Genomic DNA, 26,158 nt, shown 5'->3' on the forward strand with positions numbered 1-26,158 from the left:
TCCTTCATGGCGATCTACGTGACGTCTAAATCTTATTCGCGCAGGTTCTATGATGAGAAGGAGATCGAATCAAACCAAGAGTCTCAGGATTCCCATCATAGCGCCAATCAATCCGCCCATTAATGAGCTAAGCGCATTAACGGCATCATTGGTCATCCATTTCATTCCTCTAACCCGAACCGCCGCTGCCTCGCAGTGGCGGTTTTTCTCTATGTCTCGCCCGCATATCCTGCAGCGGTACATGACCTGATGAACGGCTCCCAGCCACGAGTCGATCAAGGACCCGCCCAGCCCGCCTGCCAAGCCGATAATCAGCAGCTCCATGATGCCAAATGCCCTCACCGAATCTTCTCCATCCGACCCGAACAAGGTAAATAGAATCCAGGCTGCGATGCCTATGAACATCCCTCCAGCTGCTGATGCGGCCAGTCCGAGCGGTGTAATCCCACCCGAGGTGCCCGGCGCTACTAGCTGTCCATTGATGATCGAACGCGGTCTTCGCTTGCTCAGAGCTCCTATTTCAGTCGCCCACGTATCCGCCGTCACCGTGGCCATCACGCCCAGGTAGCCAGCCCACCAGCCGGGATGCGGCCACAGAGCATGCAGGATGCATATGACCAAGCCCAGACCGCCGTTGGCCAATACTTGCCCTGCATCTCTCCGCCCGCCCTTGGCATAGCCGCTCTCCGCCGCCGCTTTCCTGCTCCTCTTCCACTTCGAGAGCAGAGACGAGCTCACGAAGAAGGCAATCAGCGTACCGAACCAAGCCGCGCTCCCCAGTGTATACATGAGAGTTCCCATACACACAGCTGCTGCCGCGCCCGATGCGGATAACGATTTCTTCCGATAGGCGGCTCCGGCGATCAACAAGCTGCCCAGCAATCCCACCCCAATATCCATCCCATATTCAGTCACTTTGCACCTTCCACTTCCCTCTGAAATCGAATCCTAGCGTACATGCGTCCAAAAAATACGCAGTCCCCATGACATCTATATTTACATGACTACTATGAGTATAATATCATTTAGCTAGAGGATAAAGTTTCTTAAGGAGTGAGACTTCGTGCAAGAGCATCATGCTGGAGGCAACCTGCGAATCAACCGAGATCTTACACCAAAGGAAATGCTGCAGGTCATTTTTGACTATGCCGCCAAAATCGCCAACGAGCGGCGTCTGGATAATCTGCTGATGCTCATGGCGGATATGGGCAGGGAAATGGTCGTGGCGGACCGCTGCACGGTATGGCTGCTAGACAGCCAGAAGGACGAGCTGTTTTCTACGGTTGCGCATGGGGTGACGCCACTTCGGCTGCCAAGTACAGCAGGACTCGTCGGTCACGCCGTCCAAACCGGCCAGCCCATCTTTATTGAGGACGCCTATACCAATCATGAATTCGCGGATGTTCTGCAAAGCGGCGCGATCGCCATGGATAAGCTTACCGGTTACCGGACTAAAGCGCTTATGGTCATTCCCTTCCGCAACAACAGGGGCGAAATTATGGGCGCTTACCAAGCGGTCAACAAGCTGATACCGGATGAAATGTTCTCGGAGCGGGATCTTGAGCATCTGACGCTCGCCGCCTCCTACGCAGGCAAGTCGCTCGAATCCGCGCTGCTGACAGCCGAGATTGAAGAGACGCAGAAGGAAATCATTTTCTCCATGGGGGAAATCGGCGAAAGCCGCTCCAAAGAAACTGGCAATCATGTCAAGCGTGTTGCGGAATATTCCTACGTGCTGGCCCGCGGCTGCGGCTTGAGCCACGAGGAAGCGGAGCTCCTCAAGCATGCATCCCCGATGCATGATATCGGAAAAGTAGCGATCCCCGACGATGTGCTAAAAAAGCCGGGTAAGCTTACCGAGGAAGAGTTCGCCGTCATGCAATCGCACACGACAATCGGTTATCAGCTTCTTAAAAATTCCAAGCGAAGCCTTCTCCAAGCGGCAGCTACGGTCGCTCATCAGCATCACGAGAAGTGGGACGGCAGCGGCTACCCTAGCGGCCTCCACGGGGAAGACATACATATTTATAGCCGCATTACCGCCATAGCCGACGTCTTCGATGCTTTGGGCAGCGAACGCGTATACAAGAAAGCCTGGGAGCTGGACCGCATCTTGAGATTATTCAAGGAAGAACGTGGACAGCACTTCGATCCCCATCTCGTCGACGTGTTCATGGAGCAGCTGCCGGAGCTCCTGCGCATACGCGATGAGTATGTGGACGTCTGAGAGGTCCCTACCGGATAAACGGCGGATCAATCGTTCTCCCCAAGTTAAAAAGGACATCCCTAATGGGAATGCCCTTTATTTGCGTGTTGGTACGCTCTGTTATTTAAGTACCTTTACCCTCTCCGCATGCAGTGTGTTCTCCTGCTTCAGCTCGCCTTCATACCCTTTCTTCAGCTGAGCTAGCTGTTCCTTCAGGAACTCGACCTGCCGCTGGCCGATCCCCTTTTCCTGGACCTTGGATAATTGGACTTGCGCCGCCTCCAGCTGCTTATTCAATTCCGCTCGCGCCGCTTCTCCCGACTTCGAACCATCCTGGCTCAGCAAGCTTAACTTGGATTGGAGGGAGGTTTGCTTAAGTATGGCTTCATTCAATGCTTTCTCATAGTCGGTCTGATTCGAATAAAGACCGGGATATGTCTTGCGCAGCTGCGCGATTTGATCGTCCAGTTGCTTCTTGCTTGCATTGTATCGTTCCTTGATCGCTTGGACGGCCTTCTCGTGCCGGCTGTTCTCCGCAGCCAAGCCGCTGGAAGGCACTGCCGTAGAGGTGTCCGGGAGAGGTACGGCTCCAGTCCCCAGGTCTACCTTGCTGATCAGCACGTCATTCACATATTCGCTGACCGAGAGCAGATTCCCCTTCTTGTCGTAGTGACGCACCACGCCATGCTTCAGGTTATTCAGGAATTCTCCTTCGATTTTTTCCCCTTTGGATGTCGTATAAGTCCCCTGGCCTTCTCGTCTGCCTTCGACAAAGCTGCCTTCGTAGGTATCGCCGTTCTTATAGACCAGCTTCCCTTTCCCGGCAGGCACGCCGCTCGAGAAATCGCCTGTATATTTATCTCCATTCTCGCTGTATAACGTTCCCGCTTGACGTTCACCGTTCACAAAAGTACCGCTGAACAGCAACTTTCCGCTTTCTGTGTATTGCTTGCCCGCGCCGTTTAACTTGCCGTCCTTGAGACGTCCGTCGGTTTCAAGCTGGCCGTTCGGATAATAAGACTTGTAGATGCCTTCCGAAGGATTGCCCTTGACCATCACCCCATTAAACAATAGCTTCCCGGCGGCATCCGTCAGCTTGCCTGTGCCCTCCGGCTCGCCATTCGCCAATTGCCCCGTATACTTATCTCCACTCGGATAGGTATAGCTGCCTTTCTCGGACTTCGGAGTCTTGGCAGGCCCGCTCTCCTCCTCCGGCTCAGGCGTGCCTGACCCTGTCGAGGAAGGCTTGCTTCGCATATAGATCCTGCTGTTCTCCCCGTCCCATACTACCTCCGCTCCGCTTGCCTCGCTGACAAATCTCAAGGGCACGAAGGTATTGCCTTCGACCAGCCGCGGAGCCAGCTCGAGCTCGAAGGACTGTTTATTGACCGAGGCCTCCAGCTCGTCGATGACCAGCTCAATCTCCAGATTGTTCCGTTTACCTGACACGGTTCTTGAAGCCTCATCCCAGCCGACCGCAAGACCGAGACGCTCGAAGATCGGTCGAAATTGCACCAAGGTAGTTCCATTCTCCAGGATAGGCGGTACTTCGAAGGGTACCGGATTGCCATCCAAATACACCGGTATGACGTTATTCTCTGCTGCAGCCTCGCTGATGCTCACATAGGAAAATCCCAGTAAACAAGCCGACAGCACGAGACACCATTTTTTTATCATGCTCCGATCGCTCCTTGAACTTTTTGCTTCTTGCTCCTATTCTATCACAACAGAATATGGAAGTCCTACTTTTTACCTATGAAAAAGAAGACGCCTATGGATAAGCGCCTTCCCCATATCTCGCAGCTTTGATTAATTTTTGGAAGTAAGCTTCCGTATCTCTTCCATTGGCAGCTCCAGTGTTTCCGCTACTTCTTCCGGCGTGAAGCCTTTAATCAGCATTTTTCGAACTGCCTGCTCAATGCCTTTTTCAATGCCTTTTTCTAATCCATCTTCTATTCCTTCTTCATATCCCCATCGCTTCCAGGCTGGCATCAATTCCATCAGCGCTTCACCTTCCTCTGGATACTGTTCTCTCAACTCGCGAATAAGCGATTCTTCCTGTTCCTTATTAGGTTCAAAATACATGTCAGCTACGGACATAATAAGCGCAAGCCGCGCATCATCCATCTTCTTTCGTAAGCGTAATATCATTCTCAAGTAGGAGAGCCGAACCTCACGCTTTTCTTTCTTATTACACCCCATTTTAGCCAACAATGCTGCAGCCACTGGGTTGTCCAAATGGATAAAAGTACGCCAATCCTGCTTCTTCAGTTCAACTTTCAAAAATTCAAAACTTAAAATATGATGCCCCGGAATTGCCATAGATACGGTATTCGGCTCATCCCTGATCTCGTCAGAAGTAAATATGGCAATGGGAATGATCAGTTTGTATTCCTCTCGATGACGCTCGAACAGCCTGCTGTAATAAATGAACATTCGTTCATTAAACTTCGTTTGCTTGTAGGATTGTGGTTCCAGATGAACGAGAATATACGCGTCATGCTGCTTGAAACGAGTCTCCAACAGTAAATCCAGCTTACGCGACTTCCTCCCCTACTATATCTACCAGCAACTCCTGCATCAGAAATCGTGTTTCCCGATGATCCAGCATTTCGTCTATTTCTGGAAAAAAAAGCTCAATGAACTCCGCAAAAAAGGTTTGCAGCAGTTTTTTAAATGCTTCATCGTGACTCCTGTTGCGGCTAAAAACCGCTTGACTCAGCATTTTATTATCGTTGCTCATCGGATCCTGCCTCTCCAATTTAAAGTATACATCTTATTTCATAATTATAACATTATGTAAGAAATAATAGACCGCCGTTATAGATCAAAAACCTCGGAAACAGGTCCGAGGCTTTCCACACTTATTCCTCTACTTCAAATATCGAATCAAGAATAACCGGAAGATTATCTCGAAGCGAGCTGGCTCCGAGTACCGATCTGGCGTGCAGCCCCTTGTGCTCTCCGAAGACGTCCAGCATCAGATCGGATGCGCCGTTCAATACCTTGTGATGCTCCTCAAAGTCGGGGGAGGCATTCACGAAGCCCTGTATTTTCACAACCCGCTTCACGCGATCCAGGGAACCCAGCGCGGCCTGCAGAACGGCGAGCAGCTCGATGCCGGCCGAACGCGCGAATTGATATCCCTCTTCGGTAGAATAGTCGTGACCGAGCTTTCCCTTGGGCTTGGGTACGCCCGAAGGACCTTTACCTGACACAAACATAAGACCGTTCAGGATCACATAGTTCGCATAGCGGGCCGCCGGCTCGCTTGCTTCAGGCAGCTCGATTCCCAGCTCCATCAGTCGTTTGGTTGCAGAAGACTCGGTTAATGACACAGGCTGCGCCTCCTCAAAAAATAGGGGATGTCTCCAAAATAATGATGATACTCGGGCCTTCCAATCCAGCAACGGGACCTAGCCTCAGGGTCAGTCCCCCAGCTTGGCGGTAAAGGCTCCAAGGACCCGTTCGTCCCACAGCAGCTCGTAGCGATCGCCATCCTGTACCGCGGCTACGCCAGGCGGGGTTCCCGTATAGATCAAGTCCCCAGCTCCGAGTCCATAGTGAGATGCGATATAATCTATAAGGGTTTGCAGGCTAAAGATCATTTGCGAGGCGCTCCCCCGCTGAACCTCCTGCCCGTTGCGCTTTAAGCTGAGTTCCAGGCTCTTAATAGCCTCCAAGCCCGGGAACGCGATCGGCTTCGTCACAACGGCGGAACGGAGGAAGCCTTTCGCAGGCAGCCAAGGATAACCCTTGCTCTTGATGACATTCTGCACATCCCGGAGTGTAAAGTCGATGCCCAGCGACATAACGTCGACCAGCTCGTCTACCGTCATACCCGGCGTGTAATCACGCCCGATATGGAGGACAAGCTCCGCCTCATAGTGCACATCTCCCCGATCCTCCGGCAGCACCACGGGGGAACCGTCCGCGACAACCAGAGCATGAGTCGGCTTAGTGAAAATCATAGGCTCATCCGGAACGCTGTTGCCGAGCTCGGCTGCATGAAGCCCATAGTTTCTTCCGACGCAATATATATTGCGAATGTGGTGTATGTCCATCCTATGTATCGTCCCTTCCACTCTTCCAGATCATCCGCTTGGATTACTGCTTGGTTTCTTGCTTGGGTCCTGCAGGCTGTGCTGCGGGAGACTTTCCGGACGACGACGAGCTTGCCGCTCCCGATGCTTTGCCTGTACCCTCAGCACCCGCTTTCGGTTTATCGCTTGCTCCCGACTTGCCGCTCCCTTCCTGTGAAGAGGAGCTGCCTTTTCCGGCCGGCGAGGTCTCCCCGGCTTTCTTGCTGCTTGGCGTCTTAGTCGCCTCGGTTGCACCCGGTTTGGCCGTACCTGTACTCTCCGGCTGCTTTGTTGCTGGAGTGGAGGTTGACTGCGCCGGCTTGGTCGTTTCGGTAGCTTTGGGCGCTGTCGGCTTGGTCGTTTCGGTAGCTTTCGGAGCCGCCGGCTTTGGAGAAGCTGCCGGGAACGTATTGACCGGCCCGAGGGATATCGCACCCTGTTTATCAACTTTGGCATTTATGGAATTCTTAGTCAACCTCTGGAATAACTGCTCGCTCTGATCCTCCACCATGCGGACCGGCTGCGCCCACTTGGTCAATATCGGAACGAGACTGAGCTCGCAGCTTCGTTCCTTGGTGCATGCCGCATTCAGGATCATGCTGTCCCACGTCTCGGGCACCTCATTGGTTGTAAATACAAAATTGCCAAGGCTGTAGGCCACCCACTTGCCTTTATACTGCTCGAAGCCTTGTGGAACGTGAGGATGGCTCGCGACCACCAAGTCGGCTCCCGCGTCGATAAATTCATGGGCCAAATCCGTCTGAATCTTCACCGGATGCGACTTCCGCTCCTCTCCCCAGTGCGCGATCACCACGACCAGATCGGCTTCCTGCCGCGCCTTGGCCACGGCTTCCATCGTTGCTTTGCTCGTATGGGCTGTCGCCAGCCCGGCCTTCTTGGCCGTCGCTATCCAGCTCGTGCTGGGAAGAACCCGCGTGAATCCTAGAAACGCGATCTTCATCCCATGGCGTTCCACGATGACGTGTCGATATGCTTCGTCCGCATCGCGTCCGCCGCCGACCCGAAGGATGCCCTGATCGTCCAGATGTTCGAGCGTATCCAGCAGCCCCTCCTCGCCATAATCCATCGAATGGTTGTTTGCGAGATTAACCAGATCGATTCCCGCTTTCTTCAACTCAGGCAGGGCTAGCGGGGACGAACGATATACATATTCCTTGGTTTGCGCGCTGCCTCGCGTCGTAACCGGCGTCTCCAGGTTGGCTATCGTGAGATCCGCCTTCTCCAGATAGGATTTGACATATTTAAAAGGATAATCATAGCCATGCTTAGTCAGCAAGTCTTCCACCTTGCCGGCGAACATCACATCGCCCACGAAGGTCAGGGTGACCTTATCAGACGCATTTGAAGTATCCGCCCCAAGCGGCTGAGGCCTTGCGCCCTCCGTTAACGTCGCCGGCTTTTCCCCAGCTGAGGGGGGATTGTCTGCGCCCGTGGACGTGCCCGGGGCACCCGAAGCCGCGGCAGGCGGTTTAGCCGACGCAACGGGCGACTCTGCGGCAACCGTATTCTCTTGCTGACGCGATTCCAGCCATTGTGTCAAATAAGCAAAGGCCCCCATCGTAATCAAGGACAGGAGGGCGATTTTCAACCATAGAGTTTTGTGGTCTTTCCTCACGCTCTTGTGCTTCTCTGTGCGGGATTGTATCATCATCTACTCCTTTACCGGGCTTGCCGCAAATCAAACTCTATTATATCAAATCGAACAGGTCCGGTCATGGGCAAATGTCCCAAAAATCTGTGTTCGGAGCCGCACTGTGATATAATGACACAGCCGAATGATTACGGATTATACCCGATAAATGAAAGGTGAGAGCATGGAGAAAATCGCGTTGATCTCAGACATCCACAGCAATATGACGGCTCTGGAGGCCGTCTTGGCTCATATCCGGGATACCGGTATACGGCGTATCGTCTGCCTTGGCGATCTGGTGGGCAAGGGACCCCAGCCGTCAGAAGCGGTGGAGAGAATACGAGAAGTGTGCGAAGCGGTCGTCCAGGGCAATTGGGACCACGGGATCGTACGTCCTCAGGAGAAGGCCTCGGCTCAGTGGCAGCAGGACAGGCTATCGTCCGAGCAGCTGGCTTACCTGGGAGGGCTTCCGTTCTCCTTCGACCTTTGGATCAGCGGACGCCGGGTTCGTCTGGTGCATGCCTCCTCGGATAGCGTCTATCACTGGATTACCCGCAAGGCCGACAAGAAGGAGAAGCTGAGCTTTTTCGATAATACGGCGGCAACGGGCCCTTTCCTGGATACGGAGGATACGCCGGATGTAGTCGGGTATGGCGACCTGCACGTTCCTTTCATGCAGACGTTGAAGACGAAGCAGCCGCGCGGACTGGTGCTTTTTAATACAGGCAGCGTGGGCGCGCCTTATGACGGCTTGCCGCAGGCAAGCTATGTCGTGCTGGAGGGGATGATCGGGGAACGGACAGAGGCCCCTTTCTCCATGCAATGGGTTCGCATTCCCTATGACGTGCAGCGCGAAATTGCGATTGCCGAGGAGGCGAATGTGCCTGAGCTTGACCGTTACCGCTATGAGCAGCTTCACGGCCGCGAGCTGTAGCTATCACGAGTACATGTCGCCGATTTGTGAGAAGATAGGCACAGGTCTTTCCAAGTGAAATGCCCGTACATACGAAAGAAGGTGAGCCGCTATGGAGAGATGGAAAATTAATTTAGCCGTTCTATGGGCGGGTCAATTTTTGGTCATGGCGGGGATGACGATGATCGTGCCCTTCCTCCCTCTGTATTTGCAGGATTTGGGCATGCATGACCAGCATGAAGTAGCGGTGTGGGCTGGACTTATCTTCGCCGGCAACTTCGTTACATCCTTTCTGTTCCAACCGCTTTGGGGCGGTCTGGCCGATCGCTACGGCCGCAAGGTCATGCTGCTTCGCTCCGGGTTCGGCATGGCCATCGTCATGACCTTGATGGGCTTCGCCGGTACGGCTTGGCATCTGCTGCTGCTCCGTATGCTCAACGGCACGATATCCGGCTTTGTTCCTGCAGCGGTGGCTCTGATGTCTGCCAATACCCCGCGCGAACGGATGGGCTTCGCGATGGGCACGCTGCAGTCGGGAGCGGTCGCCGGTTCGATCCTGGGTCCATTTATCGGCGGACTGATGGCAGCCTGGGTCGGCTTTCGTCCCATCTTCTTTATTACGGGAGGGACGTTGTTCGCCGCTTCCCTGCTCGTCGCCTGGCTGGTCAAGGAAACGTTCGACGCTAAAGAGGCGGCGAGCAAGCCGAAGCAATCGATGCTGTCCAGCTTCAACGAGCTTCGCCTCACCCGCCAGCTGCCGTCGCTCTATGCGGTCACCTTCCTGATCCAGTTCTCCCTGCTGAGCGTCCAGCCCTTGCTGCCTCTCTTCGTGCAAAAGCTGCATGGACAAGATGCGATGATAGCGTTCTATGCCGGGCTGGTCGGCTCTGTTACCGGGTTCTCCAACATGGCCGCCGCGCCGGTGCTTGGCCGGGTCGCCGACCGGATCGGTCCGGAGCGCATCCTGTTCGTCTGCCTGATCGGCGCCGCGGTCGCTTCCGTTCCCCAAGCGATAGCAGGCAACGTCTGGCAGCTGCTAGCGGCCCGTTTTTTCCTGGGCATCTTCCTCGGCGGGCTGCTGCCTACCGTCAACGCACTGATTCGCAAGCATACGCCTTCCGGGATGGAAAGCCGTTCCTACAGCTTCAACTCCAGCGCGCTGAGCCTGGGCAATATGCTGGGTCCGGTCGTCGGAGGAGCCGTCTCGGGCTTCATTACCATTCAGCAAATTTTCTTGATATCCGGATTTTTACTGCTAATTAACGCCTTCTGGGCCCGCAAGTCGCTGACTCCTCTCCGTCCGAAAGAACCGGCCGGAGGAAGCTAGTCCGGAGCAGCGGCAGCGCTCGCTTTCAGTGCATAAAACCCGCTTCCGTCACAGTTGTAGCTGTTGATGAAAGCGGGTCTTTTCGCTTGCGGCGGTGCGGGTTCGGCCGGCTAGGTTATCCCTAATCCTTCACCCGGGCGATTGCAAGTCCGTCGTAAGCCGGCAGCATAACGCTGTCCAGCCGATGGTCCTGAGCGATCCGTTCATTGAATTCTCGCAAACGCGTCACGCCATTGCCCTTCTCCATCGGATTTGTTGTCTTGCCGCGCATGAAGGTATTGTCTCCCACAATTAAAGCCCCCGGGCGGGCCAGCTTGATTGCCCAATCCAGATAGTTCGGATAATTGCCTTTATCCGCATCGATGAAGAAGAAATCGAACTGCCTTCCTTCCGCATGAAGTCTTTGCAAGCTATCCAGCGCCTCTCCGACGCGATATTCCACCTGATCGCCGAATCCGGCAAGCTTCAGGCTGGCATGCGCGAGCTCGGCATATTCGGGTACCAGCTCCAGGGATACCAGCCTTCCTGCAGGCTTTAGCCCTCTTGCCAGGCACACCCCGCTATATCCTCCGAGCGCTCCGATCTCCAGCGCATCGCGCGCCTGTACGGACTTCACGAGCAGCGTCAGCAGTCTGCCGTAACCCGGCGCGATGGATATATCCCTCATGCCCCGCTCAGCAATGGCCGCCGTCACTTTCTCCAGCACCTCGTCAGGTCCAAACAGGCTCTCGGCATATTGCTCCTGCGACATTTCAGCCGTCATCTAGTCCCACTCCTCTCATCCAGGGCTCTACCCTCTGCGTTGTATAATCATCGGGAATCGCCTATACTAGGTTATTGTATGGTTTTGTGACAAGCAGTTCAACTCGGTCCGATTCGGAGTGAATATCTTATGACGTCTTATTCCCCAACTATTCAATTGATTGCAACCTCCCCCATGGGCCTCGAAGCCGTCGTGGCCAGGGAGGTGCGGGAGCTTGGGTACGACCAGGTCACCGTGGAGAACGGCCGCATCACCTATACCGGCGACCTGCTGGCGATATGCCGATCCAATCTGTGGCTTCGTACCTCCGACCGGGTACTTGTCCGCATGGCCCAGTTCGAAGCCAAATCCTTCGATGAGCTGTTCGAGGGCGTCAAGGCGCTTCCCTGGGCCGACTGGATACCCGAGGACGGCGAGTTTCCCGTTGAAGGACGTTCCCATAAATCTCAGTTATCCAGCGTTCCCGCCTGCCAAGGGATTGTGAAAAAAGCCGTTGTCGACAGCATGAAGCAGCGCTACGGGACAGAGTGGTTCCGGGAGACGGGCGGACGCTACGTAATCGAGGTATCCTTGCTGAACGACATCGCGACGATCACCCTCGATACGACGGGACCCGGACTGCATAAGCGGGGCTACCGTAAGCTGGTGACCGAAGCGCCGCTCAAGGAAACGATGGCGGCCGCCATGGTGCTCCTCAGCCGCTGGCAGCCCCAGCAGCCTCTGTATGACCCGTTTTGCGGCTCGGGAACAATTCCTATCGAGGCAGCCATGATCGGATGGAATCTTGCTCCGGGCCTGCGGCGCAGCTTTAACTCGGAGAGCTGGCCCCTTATCGGGGAAGAGCTTTGGGAGCAGGCCAGAGAAGAAGCCTACGACTCGGTTAAGGACGATATTCCGCTGCAAATCGGCGGCTCGGACATCGACGCCAGCGCCATCGAGGTTGCCCTGGCTGCTGCCAAAGCAGCCGGACTGGCTAACGATCTGACGTTCAAGACGATTCCGGTGGGCAAAGCGCTCCCGACCGGCGATTACGGCTGCTTGCTGACTAATCCTCCCTATGGCGAGCGGCTCGGCGATTCCGGCGAAGTGGAGCGCGCCCTGCGCCAATTCGGCCATATGTACAAGCAGCTGCCGAACTGGTCGGCTTACCTGCTCAGTCCAAGCAAGCAGCTTGAGCACTATGTGGGGCGGCATGCCGACAAGAAGCGCAAGCTGTTCAACGGACGGATCGAATGCAATCTGTTCCAGTTCTTTGCACCCGGCGGGTTGTACGGCTGGCGCAAGGGAGCGGGACAGGCGGAAGAGAACGGACGCAAAGAAACCTAATCCCCTCGTGATAACAGCTATTGACCGAACAACCCAAAGCCTTTGTCTGCTCCTGATTCTCCCGGAGCGGCAAAGGCTTTGATCGTTAGCTAAGCAACCAGCCGGCAGGCGGTTAGCGCATCTCTTCGTTTCTACTTTCCGTCAAACGCAAAAAGACCCGCCTCAAAACAGCCCACAGAGCCGGTCAGTCCCACCTCAAGATGTGACATCCGGATTCCGTACGCTGTATGGAGAATGCGGATCTTATCCCATTTCATGCATGTTCAGGCGTGCTTCAGCCTCTTCGGCCGGCACATCAAATAGTCGAACAGGGGAAGAAAGATATCATGCTCGGCTTCACATTGGACGGACAGCTTAACCTCGCCCTTCCAATAGAAGGTCATCATCTGACGGCTCTGCCCACGGATCATCTCAACATCCCAGTCCGGACTCGACAGTTCGTAAACCTCTTTATTCACAAACAGCTTCGGACCTTCCGGAGACAAAAATACGCCGATGAAATCGCCGCCGATTTTCGTATAGAACCCTTGCTTGCTCATGATGATTCGTTCCTGATTAACCATCGGTTATTCCTCCCTGCCATTTACGTCAAAAAAACGACTCCCGTATTCGTACTGGAGCCGCTTTACGCGTATAGCGCAAGATTCGCTCCGTCCTTTCGGCAGCTGGCTGGCATCACGCTCCATATGAGCGCCTAAGCCCCTTTAGCTTTGCGTACTCAGGCTTTCGCCCGGTTTGCTTTTTCGAGCACGTTCGAGTCGTTTTTCACTCATTCCTTGTTCTTTATTAAGAATAAGAGATAGGATCATTTGTATATATAATTCTTTATGACTATTTTTTCGATAAATTTCGGGACTTTCGGATTGTTTTTAGGGAAATCGGCTCTTTTCGCTCTCAAAAATCCAGGTGACGACTGAACCCTGGCTCCATTTCCTGGACCCTCGGCCCATCTTTGGCCCAGTTTTCCCCCTCCATTATCCACATGGAAAAAATCCCCAAGACAATAGTCCCAGGGATTAGGTTGAAGCTCTACTTCACATATTTACTTGCCTTCTCAATCGCTTCATCCTCGGTTTGGCCAGTCACGTAGCGTCCGTTGATGAAGATGAACGCAAAGCGCGAGCATGGGCCGCAATATGACTTGCAGCCCACTTTAATATCGGCGTCCGGCGCCAGCTTCTGCAGCTTGGACACCGCCGTTTTCATTTTCATATGCTTGCATTTGTCGCAAACGCGTATATCGTTAGCCATGCGGCCATCCCTTTCTTAGCGCGGCCTGATCAATGGTCCCCGTGATTGCCCTTGCTTGGATTCGTTACGGCAAACCCTTCTTCCGGCACATAGAAGTAATCCACGCGGACGCCATCCAGCAAAGGCTCGTCCTTCTGCAGAATAACCTCAATCCCGCTATCGGTTGTTACGACCTCGTCCTGATCGGTCGGTGTGTCCATCCCCATGCCGTAGTGGGCATGGTCGCCATGCTTATGCGTAATATAGACGCGCAGCTTCAGCTCTTTATTCTCTTCCTTATCGATCTCGGCCAGCAGCACCTTGGCCGCATTCCTTGAAATTTTACATTTCATCGTCCTGTCACTTCTCCCACTCTGCGTTTCTCCTTATTGTATAAAAACCTTGCGACGAAAGCAACCGCACGCGGATGAAACCTTCATTCGGCGTACTCGTAATGCAAAGTAGCTTGCGAAGAGTCTCCATGTCTTTTAATATGGAAGGACGTGAGCAAAGGCAGCAAGCAGGAAGATAATGAAGCATTGGGCGGCAGATGCCGACCCGACCGGAAAGGCAAAGGTGAGCCCATGATTTCGTTTTACCGCAAGTACTACAAGACGATCTTCGATATCGCGCTGCTTGTGTTGACCGTGTATTTGTTTATGTTGGCGTTCAGTTACGTGTACAACATAGCCAAGCCGATTTTCATCGCGTTCGTCATTTACCTCATTAACGAGCCTTTGGCCCGCTTTCTTCATCGGAGAGGACTGCCCAAGTCCATCGCAGCGGCCATATCCACCCTGGTGTTTATCATCGTAATCCTGGGCATCATCACCGGTACGGGAGTTATATTCACGACTCAAATTATCGGACTGGCGGACAAGCTGCCCGATTATGCCGTCGTTTTGGAGAAGGAGCTCATCAACCGCACCGGGCAGCTGCAATCCATGATGGGATCACTTCCTGTCGACGTGGACCTTGTGGAGAAGGCCAAGGAATATTCGACCGTTATTATCCAAAAGGCTACGACTATAGCACGGGACTTCCTAATAGAGCTGTTCCGGATGCTAACCTCGTTCTCCACTTTTGTCGTCAACTTCGTCATTGGCATCATTCTGGCTTATTTTCTCAGTATCGAAATCCAGTCCTGGAAGCGGGTCGCTTCGGAGAAAACGCCCCGTACGTTCAAACTGGCTTTCCACTTTCTCCGGGAGAACGTTTTGCTCGGCATCGTCACTTATATAAAGGCCCAGGCCAAACTGATCAGTATCACCTTTGTCGTCATCTTCATCGCGCTGCTCGCGCTGGGCGTCAATAATGCCTTCTCCATCGCGCTGCTGTCCGCCATCTTCGACGTGCTCCCGCTGCTCGGGGTATCCACCTTGTTTATCCCGTGGATCATCTACCTGCTCGTCGTGGGACAGACGACGCTGGCCATCTGGCTGACCGTCCTGCTTGCTCTCGTAGTCGGGGTCCGGCAGATTCTGGAGCCCAAGATTACCGGCGATTCACTGGGCGTATCGGCCTTTACGATGCTCGCCTTCATGATCATCTCTCTGAAGCTGTTCGGAGTGGCCGGATTGATCTTGTCCCCGGTGCTGATCATTCTGATCAAGGCGCTTTATGAGCAGGGATACCTGAAGAAATGGATCCGTATGCCTGCGGAAGAATATGAAACGACCGAGCCTGCTGTCAATAAATAAGCCCCTTGGATAGAAGGCCTATCCACCGTACTTACGTTCTGCACGGTCGGTGAACCAGTTCATCAGCAGCATCGTAACGGCAATATCGTCAAGCGGCATGAACGGAAGCAGATCGGGGGCTATCCAATAGGCGAGGGCGGGCACGGCAAATAATAGCTTTTCGCCTATCGGCACCCGGCGCGATCGGAGCAGCGGGACGATCCGCCGGAAGACATGCCCCCATTGTCGCAGCGATAGGATTCTCTTCCACATAAGTCAGTCACCCTCCCTTCCATCGGTATAACCTATCATACCCCAAAACCTCCCTAATGTGACGGATATCTCTCAGATAGATCCCATGACTCCCAGGGAGACTCGATTCAACGCAGAAGACCGCCGGAATCCATATTCCAGCGGTCTTCCTGTTTATATGACCAGACCCTCGATAAGAAGCGGCATCAGCTCGCGGATGATAAGCCCAAACTGCTCGATAGGCAAAGGATTGACCCCATAGCCGGCTTCAATCGTAAAGCCCGGCCGGCCGTACTCCCGGATAAACCAATCCTTGTAACCGGCATCGCTACCTGTGAGCTTCACCGCGCGGTAGCCGCTCAGCTCCTCGAAGCGTGCGGCCAGCGGAGCCGCCTCCACCGGCTCGAAATCCCGGTAATTCCAATAAATTTCCCGGCCCTGAGTATGAAATGCCATCACTAGACGGAAGTTCCGGCTAGCCGTAAAGTCGGCCATCGCCCTTGCCTCCGGCTCGGATAGCGGGCCCGGCCCCGTATAATCACGTGGTCCGGGTCCCGGCCTGGCACGGCGGTCACGCTCGGTCTCCCAGTAGGCAGGAAACTGATCATTCAGATCCACGCCTTGGATATTGGCCTTCCAGCCAGTAAAATCGGAGGACCCTCCATTCCACTCAAGCAGCCGCTCATAGTATGGATGCTCGGGCGAGGCTCCCCGCAGAACAAGCTCGACACCGTCCGGGTTGACCATCGGCACGATCCATAAGGAGGTTTCCTCCATCAGCTTCCCGGCATCGCTGCCCGCCAAGGTCTTCCCGCTGGCTGCAGCCGATGCATAACGCTCGGCAAAACGCATGAGAAGCAGCGAAGTGATCCATTCATTGGCGTGAAAGGAACCGTTGTAATGCACCTCCCGCTCCCCATGCCCGATCCGGATGTAGGGAATCGGCTGTCCCAGCACGGTTCGGCCTATCGAACCAACTTCAATAAAAGGAAACTCCTCTTGAAGCTGATCGAGCTGGGAGGTGAGCTCCCTATAGCCATAGACGCCATCTTGGGCGCGGACGATGCCGTACAGCCGCGGCAATGTCAGAGTTTGTCCAATACGCAGACGACGCGGGTGGACATCGGGATTAACCTCCAGCAGCTGGGCGGGCTCCAGCCGAAAGATCCGGGCCACCTCTTCGAGCGTATCCCCGGCCTGCACGGTGTAGCTGCAAGCGGGCAATATCGGAATACGAATGGTGGCCCCGGGCTTCATTCCGCTAAGTTCCCTAAGCTCGCGATTCGCCCCGACTAACTGTTCCACCGGCAGGCCGTACCGCATCGCGATACGCTCCCATGTGTCTCCCCGTCTGATCACATAAAGGAATGTCATACCTCTTACCCACCTCCGGCATCCTACCCATGCCGCAAGCGGCATGCGTTTCTCCAACATATGCCGGACATTTATATTATATTCGGAACCCGCCAGACGACCGGCGTTACTCGGATCTGCTCCCCGAGCCAGCTCTGGGCGATCATGCGAAACATCGCCGGGTCCCCGCTGCAGAAAAATTGATGGACAGGGATAACCGGACTATTGGCCAGCATGCCTTTGTGGTACAGGATCGTGCTAACTTCTCGTGCCGTTTCTTCTGCGGAGCTGATCAGCTTGACCTGCGGCCCCATAACGTTGCCGATCGCATCGGCCAGAAACGGATAATGCGTACAGCCGAGAATCAGACAGTCCAGCGGCAGGCCATTCAACTCCTGCAAGGTTTCCTCCACCACCTGAGTAGTCCGATCTGTGCGGAACAGCCCGCGTTCGACCAAAGGAACGAATTCCGGACAAGCCTTGCTCACCACTTGAATGCTCGGCGATATTTGGCGCAGCGCCTGTTCATAGGCACCGCTTCGGATCGTCCCTTCCGTACCGATCACGCCGACGAATTGGTTACGGGTTGATTTGATAGCTGCACGGGCCCCCGGATGGATGACGCCGATCACCGGAATCGACAGCCTCGATCTGATTTCTTCAATCGCAACAGCAGTCGCCGTATTGCAAGCGATCACGATCATCTTCGGTTGATATTGGAGCAAATAATCGACGATTTGATGCGTAAAATGGATGACTTCTTCAGCTGGCCTCGGACCGTAAGGCGTCCGTGCGGTATCGCCGAAATAAAGGATTTTTTCTTGCGGCAGTTGGCGCAAAACTTCCTTTGCCACCGTTAGTCCGCCGACCCCTGAATCCAGTATGGCAATCGCTTGCTGCACGTATGTTCGCTTCCTTCATCATAGGATGTGTAAGACTGGATGCTGCTTCTACAGAATATGTAAGTCCGGGAGTAACGGTCACCATGGACACGCCTATTGCGCGGCTGCCCCGGCATCCTCCCGCTCTCCGGGCTTCGTGACGGCAGGCTTACGTTCTATCCGTCCCTTCTACTTGGGAGGCTCGATGTCATCGAGAAGGGCGAGCGTGTAGCCCGCTTTTTGGATCGCCTTAACGATCCGGTCCAGCGCCTGGATATTTTCCGGGGAGCCCTGATGCATCAGTATAATATTGCCGTCATGCAAATTATTCATAATATCGTTATACGGGTCCTCGGCTCCGTTCTTCCTCGGTTCCCAATCCCGCATCGCCGTGGACCAGAAGACCGAGGTGTACCCCATGCCGGATACAAGCTCCAGCAAATGCTTGTTATACCGGCCGTAAGGGAAACGGAAAAATGGCTGAATGTCCTGTCCCGTTACTTCCTTGTACAGCTTCTCGTAATCCTTGATCTCCTTGCGGACCTGGTCGTCCGTCTGGAGATTCATATCCGTATGCGTCATGGTATGATTGGCGACCAGATGGCCGTCCTTCACCAATTGCCGCACAAAATCGGGATTTTTCTTAACATTGTACCCGGCGATAAAAAAATTGGCTTTGGCGTCATTGTCCTTGAGCGCCTTCACCAGCGTATCGATATCTCCGAGGTCTCCGCCCGTATCGATGGTCAAATAGACCTTTTTCCCGGTGCCGACCCACAGCGCCTTCATACTGTCCGCGAACGTCTTGGTTTCGCCCGGAAAACCCGGGACCTGACCCTTGGACTTTTTCATATAGTACCACGATAGCTGCTTCCGGTCTCCGCTCCCTGGCTCCTGAGGCTTGGTCGCATTCGATCCGACTGCGGCGCCTGCCGGATTGCGGGTCGCTCCATACACCGAGCCGGCTGCCGTATCCGGGGAAGGGCTCGGAGCGGGCTTCTCCTTGGACTCAACTGGCTTGGTCGTCTCAAGCCCCGCTCCTCCAGCTCCATCCGGCGCGGAATTCCCATTCCCGCTTCCCGAGGTAACCGGGGTCACCGGCGGGGAGGGGACGACCTGGGCCTCACTTGGAGGCTTTACACGCTGCTGCGTCGGGGCGGCCGGCGCAGGTTGCTCAATCGGCGCTCCCGAGCTACCGCTGCCGTTGCCGCCATCGCTGCAAGCCGTTATAACACAGACCAGCGCCGCGCATGTCAACCCGATTCTTATGTATCTAGTCATGGTGCCTCCTCAGTCGCAGAGAGCCTTGCCGCACAGCTTGCAGCAAGGCGGGTACGTAGTTTATGTAAGGTTCATCTAAGCTCCAGTATACTCGATAATCGACAGCTGCGGCGACTGATGATTGCCCCATGGCTCCCTGATGCGGGCAAGCAAGTCCATGAAGTCAGGGAGGCCCCGCTGGAACAAGAGGCATCAGCCCTCTGAACGAGCGTTTTTCCCGGCTTCTCCCCGTCCTGCTGCCCACAGCAGCACCATGACCACGCTGATCAGCACGAAGGCTGTGAGTGCAAGAAACGGGATCGTCACAAAGCCGAACCAGTCGATATAATCGACATCGCAAGGCACCAGACCGCAAGCCTTTGCGCCTTCTTGAAACAGCTCCGTTTTCTGCATCAGGTAGTGATAGAGAGAGATTCCCGCCCCCCATACCGACAAAGGAAGCACATACAGATAGATGCGCTTGTCCTTGCGGACAGCGGCAATGCCAAGGATGATAGCGAGCGGGTACATCAGAATCCGCTGGTACCAGCATAGCTTGCACGGAGCGTATTGCAATATTTCCGAGAAGTACAAGCTTCCGAGCGTCGCCACAAGCGCAACTACCCAGGACAAATGTAAGCCGTTTTCGCGAATGAAAGGTTTCCAGTTCATAGCGTCTCTCCCTTTATAAATCCATTGGAATTACTCTATTATATCACTATTGATTAGTTGCAAGAAAGAATGCCGAAAAGCCCGAATCGGACAGGAATCCAACCGGGCTTAACGTTTGAATTACAGTTTCCGGGGTTCAAAAGCCGTCTATTCCTCATACTGAGAAACTATATGCTACTTCCTTCTCAGCAGGTCTTGCCAGCTTGGCCCACTCGTCAGGCGGCACCAGATCGACGACGGCTTTGATGCCTACTTGCGTAAAATCCAATTCGGTAAGCTGCTCCAGCGTAAGACGGTCGGTCATGAGCCGATCCAGAATTCCCGGGAACAGCTCTTCCATCCGCTTGAGCCGGTACAATCCCGTCTCGAAGTCTTTCCGCGACGCATTGACCGAGCCGATGATGCATTTGTTCTCCAGCACCAGCTCCCGGTTAATCAGATCGGCTGGAATTTCTATATGGGTTTGGCCCGGCGTTACGCCCAGAAGGGCCAGGACGCCATTGGGTCCCAGCGCTCTCATGGACTCGAAGGCAAGCGGACTATAGCCCGTACATTCTATGATGAGATCGGCCTGCTTTCCTTTCGACTGAAGGAATGCGATCAGTCCGGATGCAGCAGACTCTGTGAGGTTTCCTTGAGACCCTTGCCCATTCTCGGCCTTCCAAGAATCGGACTGCTGGAATTCCGCGCCGCACTGCCTGACGATATCGGCCGCGGCAGAGTCGGCTGCCGATTTTGACCAGACGAGCGTTTCCAGTCCCAGGCAGCGGCAGGTGAGCGAGGCCAGCAGTCCAAGCGGTCCCGAGCCTAGGATGACCGCCGTCTTCGGCTGCCAGACGAGCCTCTGCTGGATGCGCTGCACCTCATCCCACACCTTCTCCACGATGCTTTGCGGCTCAGTCAGCACGCCGTGGCGTAGCTGGGCAAGCGGGACCTTCACCAGGTAGCGCGCATCCTCTACATAGTACTCCGACATGTAGCCGTTAGCCCCCTTGATGCCGCGTTCCAGATAATGGCCGCTCTCGCAATAATCCTGCTTTCCGTTGCGGCAGTTCACGCACCAGGGCTCGGCGCACGGCCGCCTCACCAGCGCGCTGACGATATCGCCCGGGCTCAGTCCGGCGCCGGGGCCTGCCTCCTCCACGATGCCAAGCGATTCGTGACCGATGATCAGCGAGCTTTCGCCTGCCGGAGGCACGCCATATTTCTCCGTCATGATCTCTCGGTCGGTCCCGTCAAGACCTACGCACAGCACGCGTACCAGCACGTCCTCTGCCGACCTTCGCCGTGGCCGCTCCACCTCACGGCATTCCAGTTTTGGCGTTTCGGACGCCTCACCCTTCCCGGCCGCCGGTGCCAATCCCGTCACGATCACCGCTCTCATGTCCGCGGCCTCCCTGCTTGGAGGATCTTCTCGTCGCTTACGTCCTCCGTACCTTTACGCTGGTGCCGGAACCACTTGAGCTTCGAGACATATTCCTGCACCACCTTGACGAACGAAGCATGCGACCAAGTCAGCGGCGAAACGGATAACGGTTCCCCCGTATAAGGATGCACCTGTTCAGCCAATGCCCCAGATGGAAGCGAGTGACCGATCGTCCAGCGGAGCAGCTCCTCAGCCTCCTTCAGACCATCTTCATCCTTAGCCACAGCGATAACATACTCCGCATACCACAAGGTACCGATGAACCAAGGATTTCCGGGAACGCGCTCCACATCCTTCGTCACCTGATGATAATAGTCGTTGGTGTAGCGGGCAAGACCGCCCACCTCCGTCTTCACCCACAGCTTCTCGCGGATCGCCTTCATCGTGGCCGTTACGCGCGGGTCCTCCGCTCGGGCAAGACCAAAGTCGAACACCGCATACATGCTAACGTCCAGGGTAAGATCCGGATCATAGGTCTCCGTCTCGGCATTCCAATACAAGGAGCGGATGAAACGTTCTTCCGTCTCGGAATACAAGTACTTCTCCGCCGCTTGCTTGACTCGAAGCGCATCTTCACGATATCTGAGCGCGCGGAGCTGGTCTCCGAAGTATTCCGCGAAAGCAGCGGCGGCCATGAGCCCGCCATAGACGCTCGAGACCGTAAATAAATGTACGCCGTAACGCTCTTCCCACAGATCATAAGACGGCAGCGGCAGTCCCGATGCATCCTTGTAGCCAGCCATGAAATTCGCGGCCGGAATGACGAATGACTCGTAGTCGCCGCGCGCATCTTGAATCGTGCCGGCCAGTCTGTGATGGTGCCACAGCGTATACACCACCAGAGCCGTCTCGTCCTCCTGAATCGGGAACTGCTTCTCCCCGCGGGCATTGATCCAGGGATGCCAGCTTGAGCCCGGAGATCCGTCCGGGTTGTATTTATGAAGCAGGAAGCCGTCTTCGGACAAGCCTTTGCGGCAAAAGTTAAAAAATCGTCTGGTCAATGTATAGTAGCCCGATCGGTCCAAAGCGTGAGAGATCAAGGCGCCGTCCCGCGGCCACATGTACGAATACGTATCGCGGGCGAATTTCATAATGTCCGAGTCGTTGGCTGCTACGATCGCACCCCGGTTATCCGTATGGGAGCGGATAATGAGCAGACTTCGCCTATAGAACGAAGCGAGCTCGGGATCCAGCAGCCCCAGGTCGTGACGGTCCTGCTCCAGCCATTGCTTCCAATGATTATAAGTACGCTGCAGCAGAGCATGCGGTGTCGAGGAGCGGACCAGCCGCTCCAGCTGGGTGACCTCGTTTAGGCTTCGGCCAAAACAAATCCAGAACCACGCCTCCGCCGTTCCCTCACTAAGTAAGGTCAGCTCCAGCTCCACCGTACCGTCCACCGACCCTTGGGCGATCGGATTGCGTTCCAGCTGTCCGTCCTCGGCGTCGCGCCATGTCCCTTCCAGCCGGTGCATTTCCTTCTGTCCTGTCGCAAACGAGGTTGGGGACGACTCCTTTCCCTCCACCCCTTTGCAGGACAACGTCATATACCGGTGGCCCTTGTAGAACACCAGGGAGTTCAGATCGGGGTCCAGGTACACCGTATCTCCCACTCCGTTGCCGTACAGATGCAGATCCAGATGGAAATACAGCTTTACCTTGCGCTCGGTCTTCCACTGGTTGGTCAAGACAACCTTCCTCAGGAAAACATTCTCTTGGCTATCGACCCCATCGCGCAGCACCACGCCTAATCCCAGACGATCATGGACGCATTCCACATTGGTCACCATCGAGTCATTCAGATAGGTGGCTTGCTTGCGAAATTCGGGATGATCAATCCAGAAAAAATCCTCTTGCGTCCATATACCAAAATGCGACAAATGATCCACAGCTTGATTCTCTTGACCTACATAGGGGAAATAAATATCGCGCAAATTATAGTGCGTGTCGAAATTCATCAGCACATTACCGTTGCCTATCGGCAAATCTCTTGCCATGATCAGTTCATCTCCTTCCTGCTCTTTCTAAGTTCCCCTCAGCAAGAATCGATTTATGCACAGATCGGAAAACAAAAAAAGCCGGCTCCTAAGGAACTGGCTCAATCTACAGAGCAGGGCTACCTGCGTTTACGTCCATGCTTAACCAGTGTCATCCGGCGGGAATGCCGCAGCCAGGAGTAATAAGCCTTCAGATCGCGCAGCTGGATGTCCTGCGAGATCCGTCCAAGAAAAGTAACCACGATGAGCTTGTGCAGCGGATTGCCGGCAATGTCGGTCTCCTGCTTTAATTCCATGAATTCAGCAACCATCACCAGGTCCTCATCGATGAGATAGACATCCTTCTCATTGGCATAGTAAGGTTGTATACGGTTATTCTTTAATTTATCCCACAAAAATGCACATATATGTTCAATTGTCACCTCATCCGACTCCACCCGTTCTGTCCATCTGCTGATAGCATGACTGGTGATGACAATATCCGCCACCTTGTAACCATTAAAAGGCACGTAGAAGGGTTCATATGTACTCCAACGATTCATCATCTTGTCTTTCATAATCCGTCCTCCCCCTTCAGACCTAAAAAGGCTGCTATTATTCATCGTATTATCGGTATTACATGCAGTCAAGTACTATTTAACCAGATTAACATTTTTTTAGAATTACTATTTATTTTCGTGCAGCCGTCCATTACAATGGTTGTGAAAGGGGTGAGCCAGGATGGGTCAACCTATTCCTGATTTTGGAAAGTTTCTAGAATCCTTACGCGGCTCGTTGTCATTGCGCGAAGCTGCCAAAAAAAGCGGGTTGTCCCACGCCTACATCAGGGACCTTGAGCTCGAACGCAACCGTTCGACCAATGATCGCATCACACCGTCTCCGGATACCTTGCAGAAGCTGTCCAGGGCCTACGGTTATTCTTATACAGAACTGATGGTGAAGGCAGGCCATCTGAGCGATGGAGATGTATTAACCGGCCGTCAAAGCGCCAAAGACGATATGGATCTGGCTCATATACGTTATATTGAGATCGGAATGAACGAGATCGTCTATCACAGCGAATCCTCCGATATCGCCCGTAGTGTCGACTCTCTGGTGGATTTCAGCGCGTTCCTGGACAAGCTCGAGGAGCATGGCTTCCGTAAGATGGATACCGACCTGTACGTTAGCTTTCACCATATTCGGAAGTACGACGAGCGCCGCGGCAGGCTGTATTTCGACGATGCGGGAGAAGGACCTTGCGTGACTATCGCGGCCTTAAGGCAGAAGAAATACCATGACCTGCTGATCCGGCATGTGGCCAACAACACGAATAAAAGCCTGGAGTTCGCGTTCGGGAAAAACAACAACGGACAGCTAGTTCAGGTGATAGAAGATAAGGTATAACTACTACTCTAGTAAAGCTTACGGCGGAGCAAGGACAAATATACCTGAATGGACCAAGTTAACGATTCGTTTTACAAGGCGAAAAAGAGACGGAACACACGAGGCTTCTCTAGTGTTCCGTCTCTTTTTCGCCTTTTTCTGTAGATTTATCCGCCGTTCTATGGAAATATAAACCTCTAATGTAGGAACAAGGTATTTATTTTTTATCGCGACTCCTTTACAATGATTGGAAAGGGGGCATCACTCATGGGTCAACCTATTCCTGACTTTGGAAAATTTCTCGAGTCGCTTCGCGGCTCTATGTCTCTTCGCGAGGTAGCCAAAAAAAGCGGGCTGTCTCACGCTTATATACGTGATCTGGAGCTGGAGCGCAACCGCTCCACCAATGACCGGATTACACCTTCGCCAGATACCTTGCAGAAGCTGTCTATCGCCTATAGCTACCCGTATACCGAGCTGATGATTAAAGCCGGGCATCTGAGCAGCGAGGATGTTGTAAGCCACAAAGGGTTTATAGAAGAGCTCGACTTGGAAGATGTTCAGTACATCGAGATCGGTTTGAAGGAAATTGTGTATCATTGGGAGGATTCTCTGGTCGCCCGGAATGTGGATTCTTTGCTGGATTTCAGTACATTCATGGACAAGCTGGAGGAGTACGGCTTTCGCAAGATGGATGCCGATCTGTATGTGAATTTCCATCATATTCGCAAGTATGACGAGAAGCGGGGCAAGCTTTACTTCGATGAACAAGGGACCGGGGCCGAGGTTACCATATCCGCCCTGCGCCAGAAGAAGTACCATGCGCTGCTGAGGCGCTATGTCGCTAACAATACCAACAAAAGCCTGGAGTTTTCGATAGGCAAGCCAAGCACAGGAAGAGTGGCTTCTTCCGTGGAGGACCCTGTGTAATCATGATCCCGATGACTCCGGCTTTGTACATGGTCTGTTATCCGTTCGTATGGTGGGGGATTCTTACTTTGACGTTAGGCCTGTGCCGGCTGAAGGTTAAGGATTTCCTATATCCGTTGCTCGTTTCCGTTACTCTGCTTTCCACGATTTCGGTAACGCTGCAGATCAATGACTTGGCCTTTTTGACCGGTTCCGTCCAACCAGTCTGTCTAATCCTATGCCTATGGTATATATTCAGGTTCCGACTCTCTTACTCTGTGCTTGTTATTGCTGTCGTGTATGCCTCTTTTGTAGTATTGGAATATTTGTATAATCTCATCTTGGCTTCCTTTGACTTACAGAAGACCATTTTTTATTATCAAAACGACAGGCTGATTATTTTTTTCCTTCTGCCCGCAACCGCCTTTGTTATGTACGCGATGCTCCATCGACTTCGTTGGGGGTTTTCATTCCTTTCGACCCGGATAATACGAACAGAGCTAGATCAGATGCCTAGGCTCTGGTTGTCCTTACTGGTCCTGGGATTCCTTCTATCCCTGAATCTAGCCCTAAGTATTTACTTCCATTCTCATCTGGTTCTTATTTTTATACTCAGCTACATGATTATTGGAGCCGCACTTTTACTGCTGTATTATCGGAAAGAGTTAAATGAATAAGCGAATAGTCTTTCTAGAATAAAGAAAAGCCTTCAAGGCCGGGATCGGGAGCTTGAAGGCTTTTGTGTGGAATTTGTTAAGAAGTGAAACTAAATATTGGCAAGTCCTAGAAAATCCCTTACACTCAGATCAGCATTCATTAACTGTATGATTTACATAGGAAAGGGATTTTGCAAAGTGACCTTTTATTTA

The 26,158-nt window shown here is 53.7% G+C and carries 26 protein-coding genes and 1 riboswitch; of the genes, 7 read left to right on the forward strand and 19 right to left on the reverse strand.

The features are described 5' to 3' along the window. Nucleotides 1-69: 69 nt before the first annotated feature. Nucleotides 70-900, reverse strand: a complete 831-nt coding sequence (locus tag GSF01_RS02020; protein WP_159881614.1) for a DUF92 domain-containing protein — start codon at nucleotides 898-900, stop codon at nucleotides 70-72. A gap of 163 nt (nucleotides 901-1,063) precedes the next feature. On the opposite strand from GSF01_RS02020, the gene GSF01_RS02025 reads away from it, so the two are divergent. After that, complete coding sequence (locus tag GSF01_RS02025) at nucleotides 1,064-2,227, forward strand: HD domain-containing phosphohydrolase (protein ID WP_235941225.1); 1,164 nt, start codon at nucleotides 1,064-1,066, stop codon at nucleotides 2,225-2,227. Between the two features lie 99 nt (nucleotides 2,228-2,326). Here GSF01_RS02025 and GSF01_RS02030 read toward each other — a convergent pair whose 3' ends face one another. From GSF01_RS02030 to GSF01_RS02055, 6 genes are all read right to left on the reverse strand, one after another. Continuing rightward, on the reverse strand, nucleotides 2,327-3,883 hold the full coding sequence (locus tag GSF01_RS02030) for a copper amine oxidase N-terminal domain-containing protein (RefSeq protein WP_159881361.1): 1,557 nt from the start codon (nucleotides 3,881-3,883) through the stop codon (nucleotides 2,327-2,329). A gap of 132 nt (nucleotides 3,884-4,015) precedes the next feature. Next, nucleotides 4,016-4,729: an Rpn family recombination-promoting nuclease/putative transposase gene (locus tag GSF01_RS02035; RefSeq protein WP_159881362.1), complete on the reverse strand. Its 714-nt coding sequence runs from the start codon at nucleotides 4,727-4,729 to the stop codon at nucleotides 4,016-4,018. A 13-nt stretch (nucleotides 4,730-4,742) separates the two neighbouring features. Beyond that, nucleotides 4,743-4,949: a hypothetical protein gene (locus tag GSF01_RS02040; protein ID WP_159881363.1), complete on the reverse strand. Its 207-nt coding sequence runs from the start codon at nucleotides 4,947-4,949 to the stop codon at nucleotides 4,743-4,745. Nucleotides 4,950-5,070: 121 nt separating this feature from the next. Continuing rightward, nucleotides 5,071-5,508 (reverse strand): RidA family protein, encoded by a 438-nt coding sequence (locus GSF01_RS02045; protein WP_159881616.1) that lies wholly within the window; start codon nucleotides 5,506-5,508, stop codon nucleotides 5,071-5,073. A 126-nt stretch (nucleotides 5,509-5,634) separates the two neighbouring features. Further along, a complete protein-coding gene (locus tag GSF01_RS02050) occupies nucleotides 5,635-6,270 on the reverse strand; it encodes a fumarylacetoacetate hydrolase family protein (protein ID WP_159881364.1) in 636 nt (211 codons plus the stop codon). Nucleotides 6,271-6,313: 43 nt separating this feature from the next. After that, entirely contained in the window at nucleotides 6,314-7,960 is a 1,647-nt protein-coding gene (locus tag GSF01_RS02055) for a CapA family protein (protein ID WP_235941226.1), read from the reverse strand. A gap of 163 nt (nucleotides 7,961-8,123) precedes the next feature. Here GSF01_RS02055 and GSF01_RS02060 point away from each other — a divergent pair, with 163 nt between their 5' ends. Both GSF01_RS02060 and GSF01_RS02065 read left to right on the forward strand, forming a co-directional pair. Then, complete coding sequence (locus GSF01_RS02060) at nucleotides 8,124-8,873, forward strand: metallophosphoesterase family protein (RefSeq protein WP_159881365.1); 750 nt, start codon at nucleotides 8,124-8,126, stop codon at nucleotides 8,871-8,873. A gap of 91 nt (nucleotides 8,874-8,964) precedes the next feature. After that, complete coding sequence (locus GSF01_RS02065; RefSeq protein ID WP_159881366.1) at nucleotides 8,965-10,179, forward strand: MFS transporter; 1,215 nt, start codon at nucleotides 8,965-8,967, stop codon at nucleotides 10,177-10,179. A gap of 121 nt (nucleotides 10,180-10,300) precedes the next feature. On the opposite strand, the gene GSF01_RS02070 is transcribed toward GSF01_RS02065, so the two are convergent. Next, nucleotides 10,301-10,942 carry an O-methyltransferase gene (locus GSF01_RS02070; RefSeq protein WP_159881367.1) on the reverse strand — a complete coding sequence of 214 codons (642 nt, stop codon included), beginning with the start codon at nucleotides 10,940-10,942 and terminating at the stop codon, nucleotides 10,301-10,303. Nucleotides 10,943-11,071: 129 nt separating this feature from the next. Between GSF01_RS02070 and GSF01_RS02075 the strand changes: the two genes are divergently transcribed. Further along, nucleotides 11,072-12,268, forward strand: coding sequence for a THUMP domain-containing class I SAM-dependent RNA methyltransferase (locus GSF01_RS02075; RefSeq protein ID WP_159881368.1), 1,197 nt, complete (start codon nucleotides 11,072-11,074; stop codon nucleotides 12,266-12,268). A gap of 263 nt (nucleotides 12,269-12,531) precedes the next feature. On the opposite strand, the gene GSF01_RS02080 is transcribed toward GSF01_RS02075, so the two are convergent. From GSF01_RS02080 to GSF01_RS02090, 3 genes are all read right to left on the reverse strand, one after another. After that, a complete protein-coding gene (locus GSF01_RS02080) occupies nucleotides 12,532-12,831 on the reverse strand; it encodes a hypothetical protein (protein ID WP_159881369.1) in 300 nt (99 codons plus the stop codon). Between the two features lie 94 nt (nucleotides 12,832-12,925). After that, a riboswitch (cyclic di-GMP riboswitch) is annotated at nucleotides 12,926-13,018 on the reverse strand. Nucleotides 13,019-13,297: 279 nt separating this feature from the next. Beyond that, nucleotides 13,298-13,519, reverse strand: a complete 222-nt coding sequence (locus tag GSF01_RS02085) for a DUF1450 domain-containing protein (RefSeq protein WP_159881370.1) — start codon at nucleotides 13,517-13,519, stop codon at nucleotides 13,298-13,300. Nucleotides 13,520-13,548: 29 nt separating this feature from the next. After that, nucleotides 13,549-13,851, reverse strand: a complete 303-nt coding sequence (locus GSF01_RS02090; protein WP_159881371.1) for an iron-sulfur cluster assembly accessory protein — start codon at nucleotides 13,849-13,851, stop codon at nucleotides 13,549-13,551. A 231-nt stretch (nucleotides 13,852-14,082) separates the two neighbouring features. Between GSF01_RS02090 and ytvI the strand changes: the two genes are divergently transcribed. After that, on the forward strand, nucleotides 14,083-15,198 hold the full coding sequence (gene ytvI, locus GSF01_RS02095; RefSeq protein ID WP_159881618.1) for a sporulation integral membrane protein YtvI: 1,116 nt from the start codon (nucleotides 14,083-14,085) through the stop codon (nucleotides 15,196-15,198). Between the two features lie 18 nt (nucleotides 15,199-15,216). Here the strand turns inward: ytvI and GSF01_RS02100 are convergent, their stop codons facing one another. From GSF01_RS02100 to GSF01_RS02135, 8 genes are all read right to left on the reverse strand, one after another. Beyond that, a complete protein-coding gene (locus tag GSF01_RS02100) occupies nucleotides 15,217-15,450 on the reverse strand; it encodes a hypothetical protein (RefSeq protein ID WP_159881372.1) in 234 nt (77 codons plus the stop codon). A 153-nt stretch (nucleotides 15,451-15,603) separates the two neighbouring features. Next, nucleotides 15,604-16,803: a M14 family metallopeptidase gene (locus GSF01_RS02105; protein WP_159881373.1), complete on the reverse strand. Its 1,200-nt coding sequence runs from the start codon at nucleotides 16,801-16,803 to the stop codon at nucleotides 15,604-15,606. 71 nt (nucleotides 16,804-16,874) lie between these two features. After that, complete coding sequence (gene racE, locus GSF01_RS02110; RefSeq protein WP_159881374.1) at nucleotides 16,875-17,684, reverse strand: glutamate racemase; 810 nt, start codon at nucleotides 17,682-17,684, stop codon at nucleotides 16,875-16,877. 168 nt (nucleotides 17,685-17,852) lie between these two features. Beyond that, a complete protein-coding gene (locus GSF01_RS02115; RefSeq protein ID WP_159881375.1) occupies nucleotides 17,853-18,944 on the reverse strand; it encodes a polysaccharide deacetylase family protein in 1,092 nt (363 codons plus the stop codon). A gap of 192 nt (nucleotides 18,945-19,136) precedes the next feature. Next, entirely contained in the window at nucleotides 19,137-19,595 is a 459-nt protein-coding gene (locus GSF01_RS02120; protein ID WP_159881376.1) for a disulfide oxidoreductase, read from the reverse strand. 154 nt (nucleotides 19,596-19,749) lie between these two features. Continuing rightward, nucleotides 19,750-20,979 (reverse strand): glucose 1-dehydrogenase, encoded by a 1,230-nt coding sequence (locus GSF01_RS02125; protein WP_159881377.1) that lies wholly within the window; start codon nucleotides 20,977-20,979, stop codon nucleotides 19,750-19,752. Beyond that, complete coding sequence (locus tag GSF01_RS02130) at nucleotides 20,976-23,015, reverse strand: glycoside hydrolase family 15 protein (protein WP_159881378.1); 2,040 nt, start codon at nucleotides 23,013-23,015, stop codon at nucleotides 20,976-20,978. Before GSF01_RS02130 ends, GSF01_RS02125 begins: the two co-directional genes overlap by 4 nt. 119 nt (nucleotides 23,016-23,134) lie before the next feature. After that, a complete protein-coding gene (locus tag GSF01_RS02135; RefSeq protein ID WP_159881379.1) occupies nucleotides 23,135-23,572 on the reverse strand; it encodes a hypothetical protein in 438 nt (145 codons plus the stop codon). A gap of 163 nt (nucleotides 23,573-23,735) precedes the next feature. Here GSF01_RS02135 and GSF01_RS02140 point away from each other — a divergent pair, with 163 nt between their 5' ends. Further along, nucleotides 23,736-24,401: a helix-turn-helix domain-containing protein gene (locus GSF01_RS02140; RefSeq protein ID WP_159881380.1), complete on the forward strand. Its 666-nt coding sequence runs from the start codon at nucleotides 23,736-23,738 to the stop codon at nucleotides 24,399-24,401. A 246-nt stretch (nucleotides 24,402-24,647) separates the two neighbouring features. Continuing rightward, nucleotides 24,648-25,310 (forward strand): helix-turn-helix domain-containing protein, encoded by a 663-nt coding sequence (locus GSF01_RS02145; protein ID WP_159881381.1) that lies wholly within the window; start codon nucleotides 24,648-24,650, stop codon nucleotides 25,308-25,310. Nucleotides 25,311-26,158: the final 848 nt, after the last annotated feature.

It is taken from the genome of Paenibacillus puerhi, from assembly GCF_009846885.1.
GTDB lineage: Bacteria > Bacillota > Bacilli > Paenibacillales > NBRC-103111 > Paenibacillus_G > Paenibacillus_G puerhi.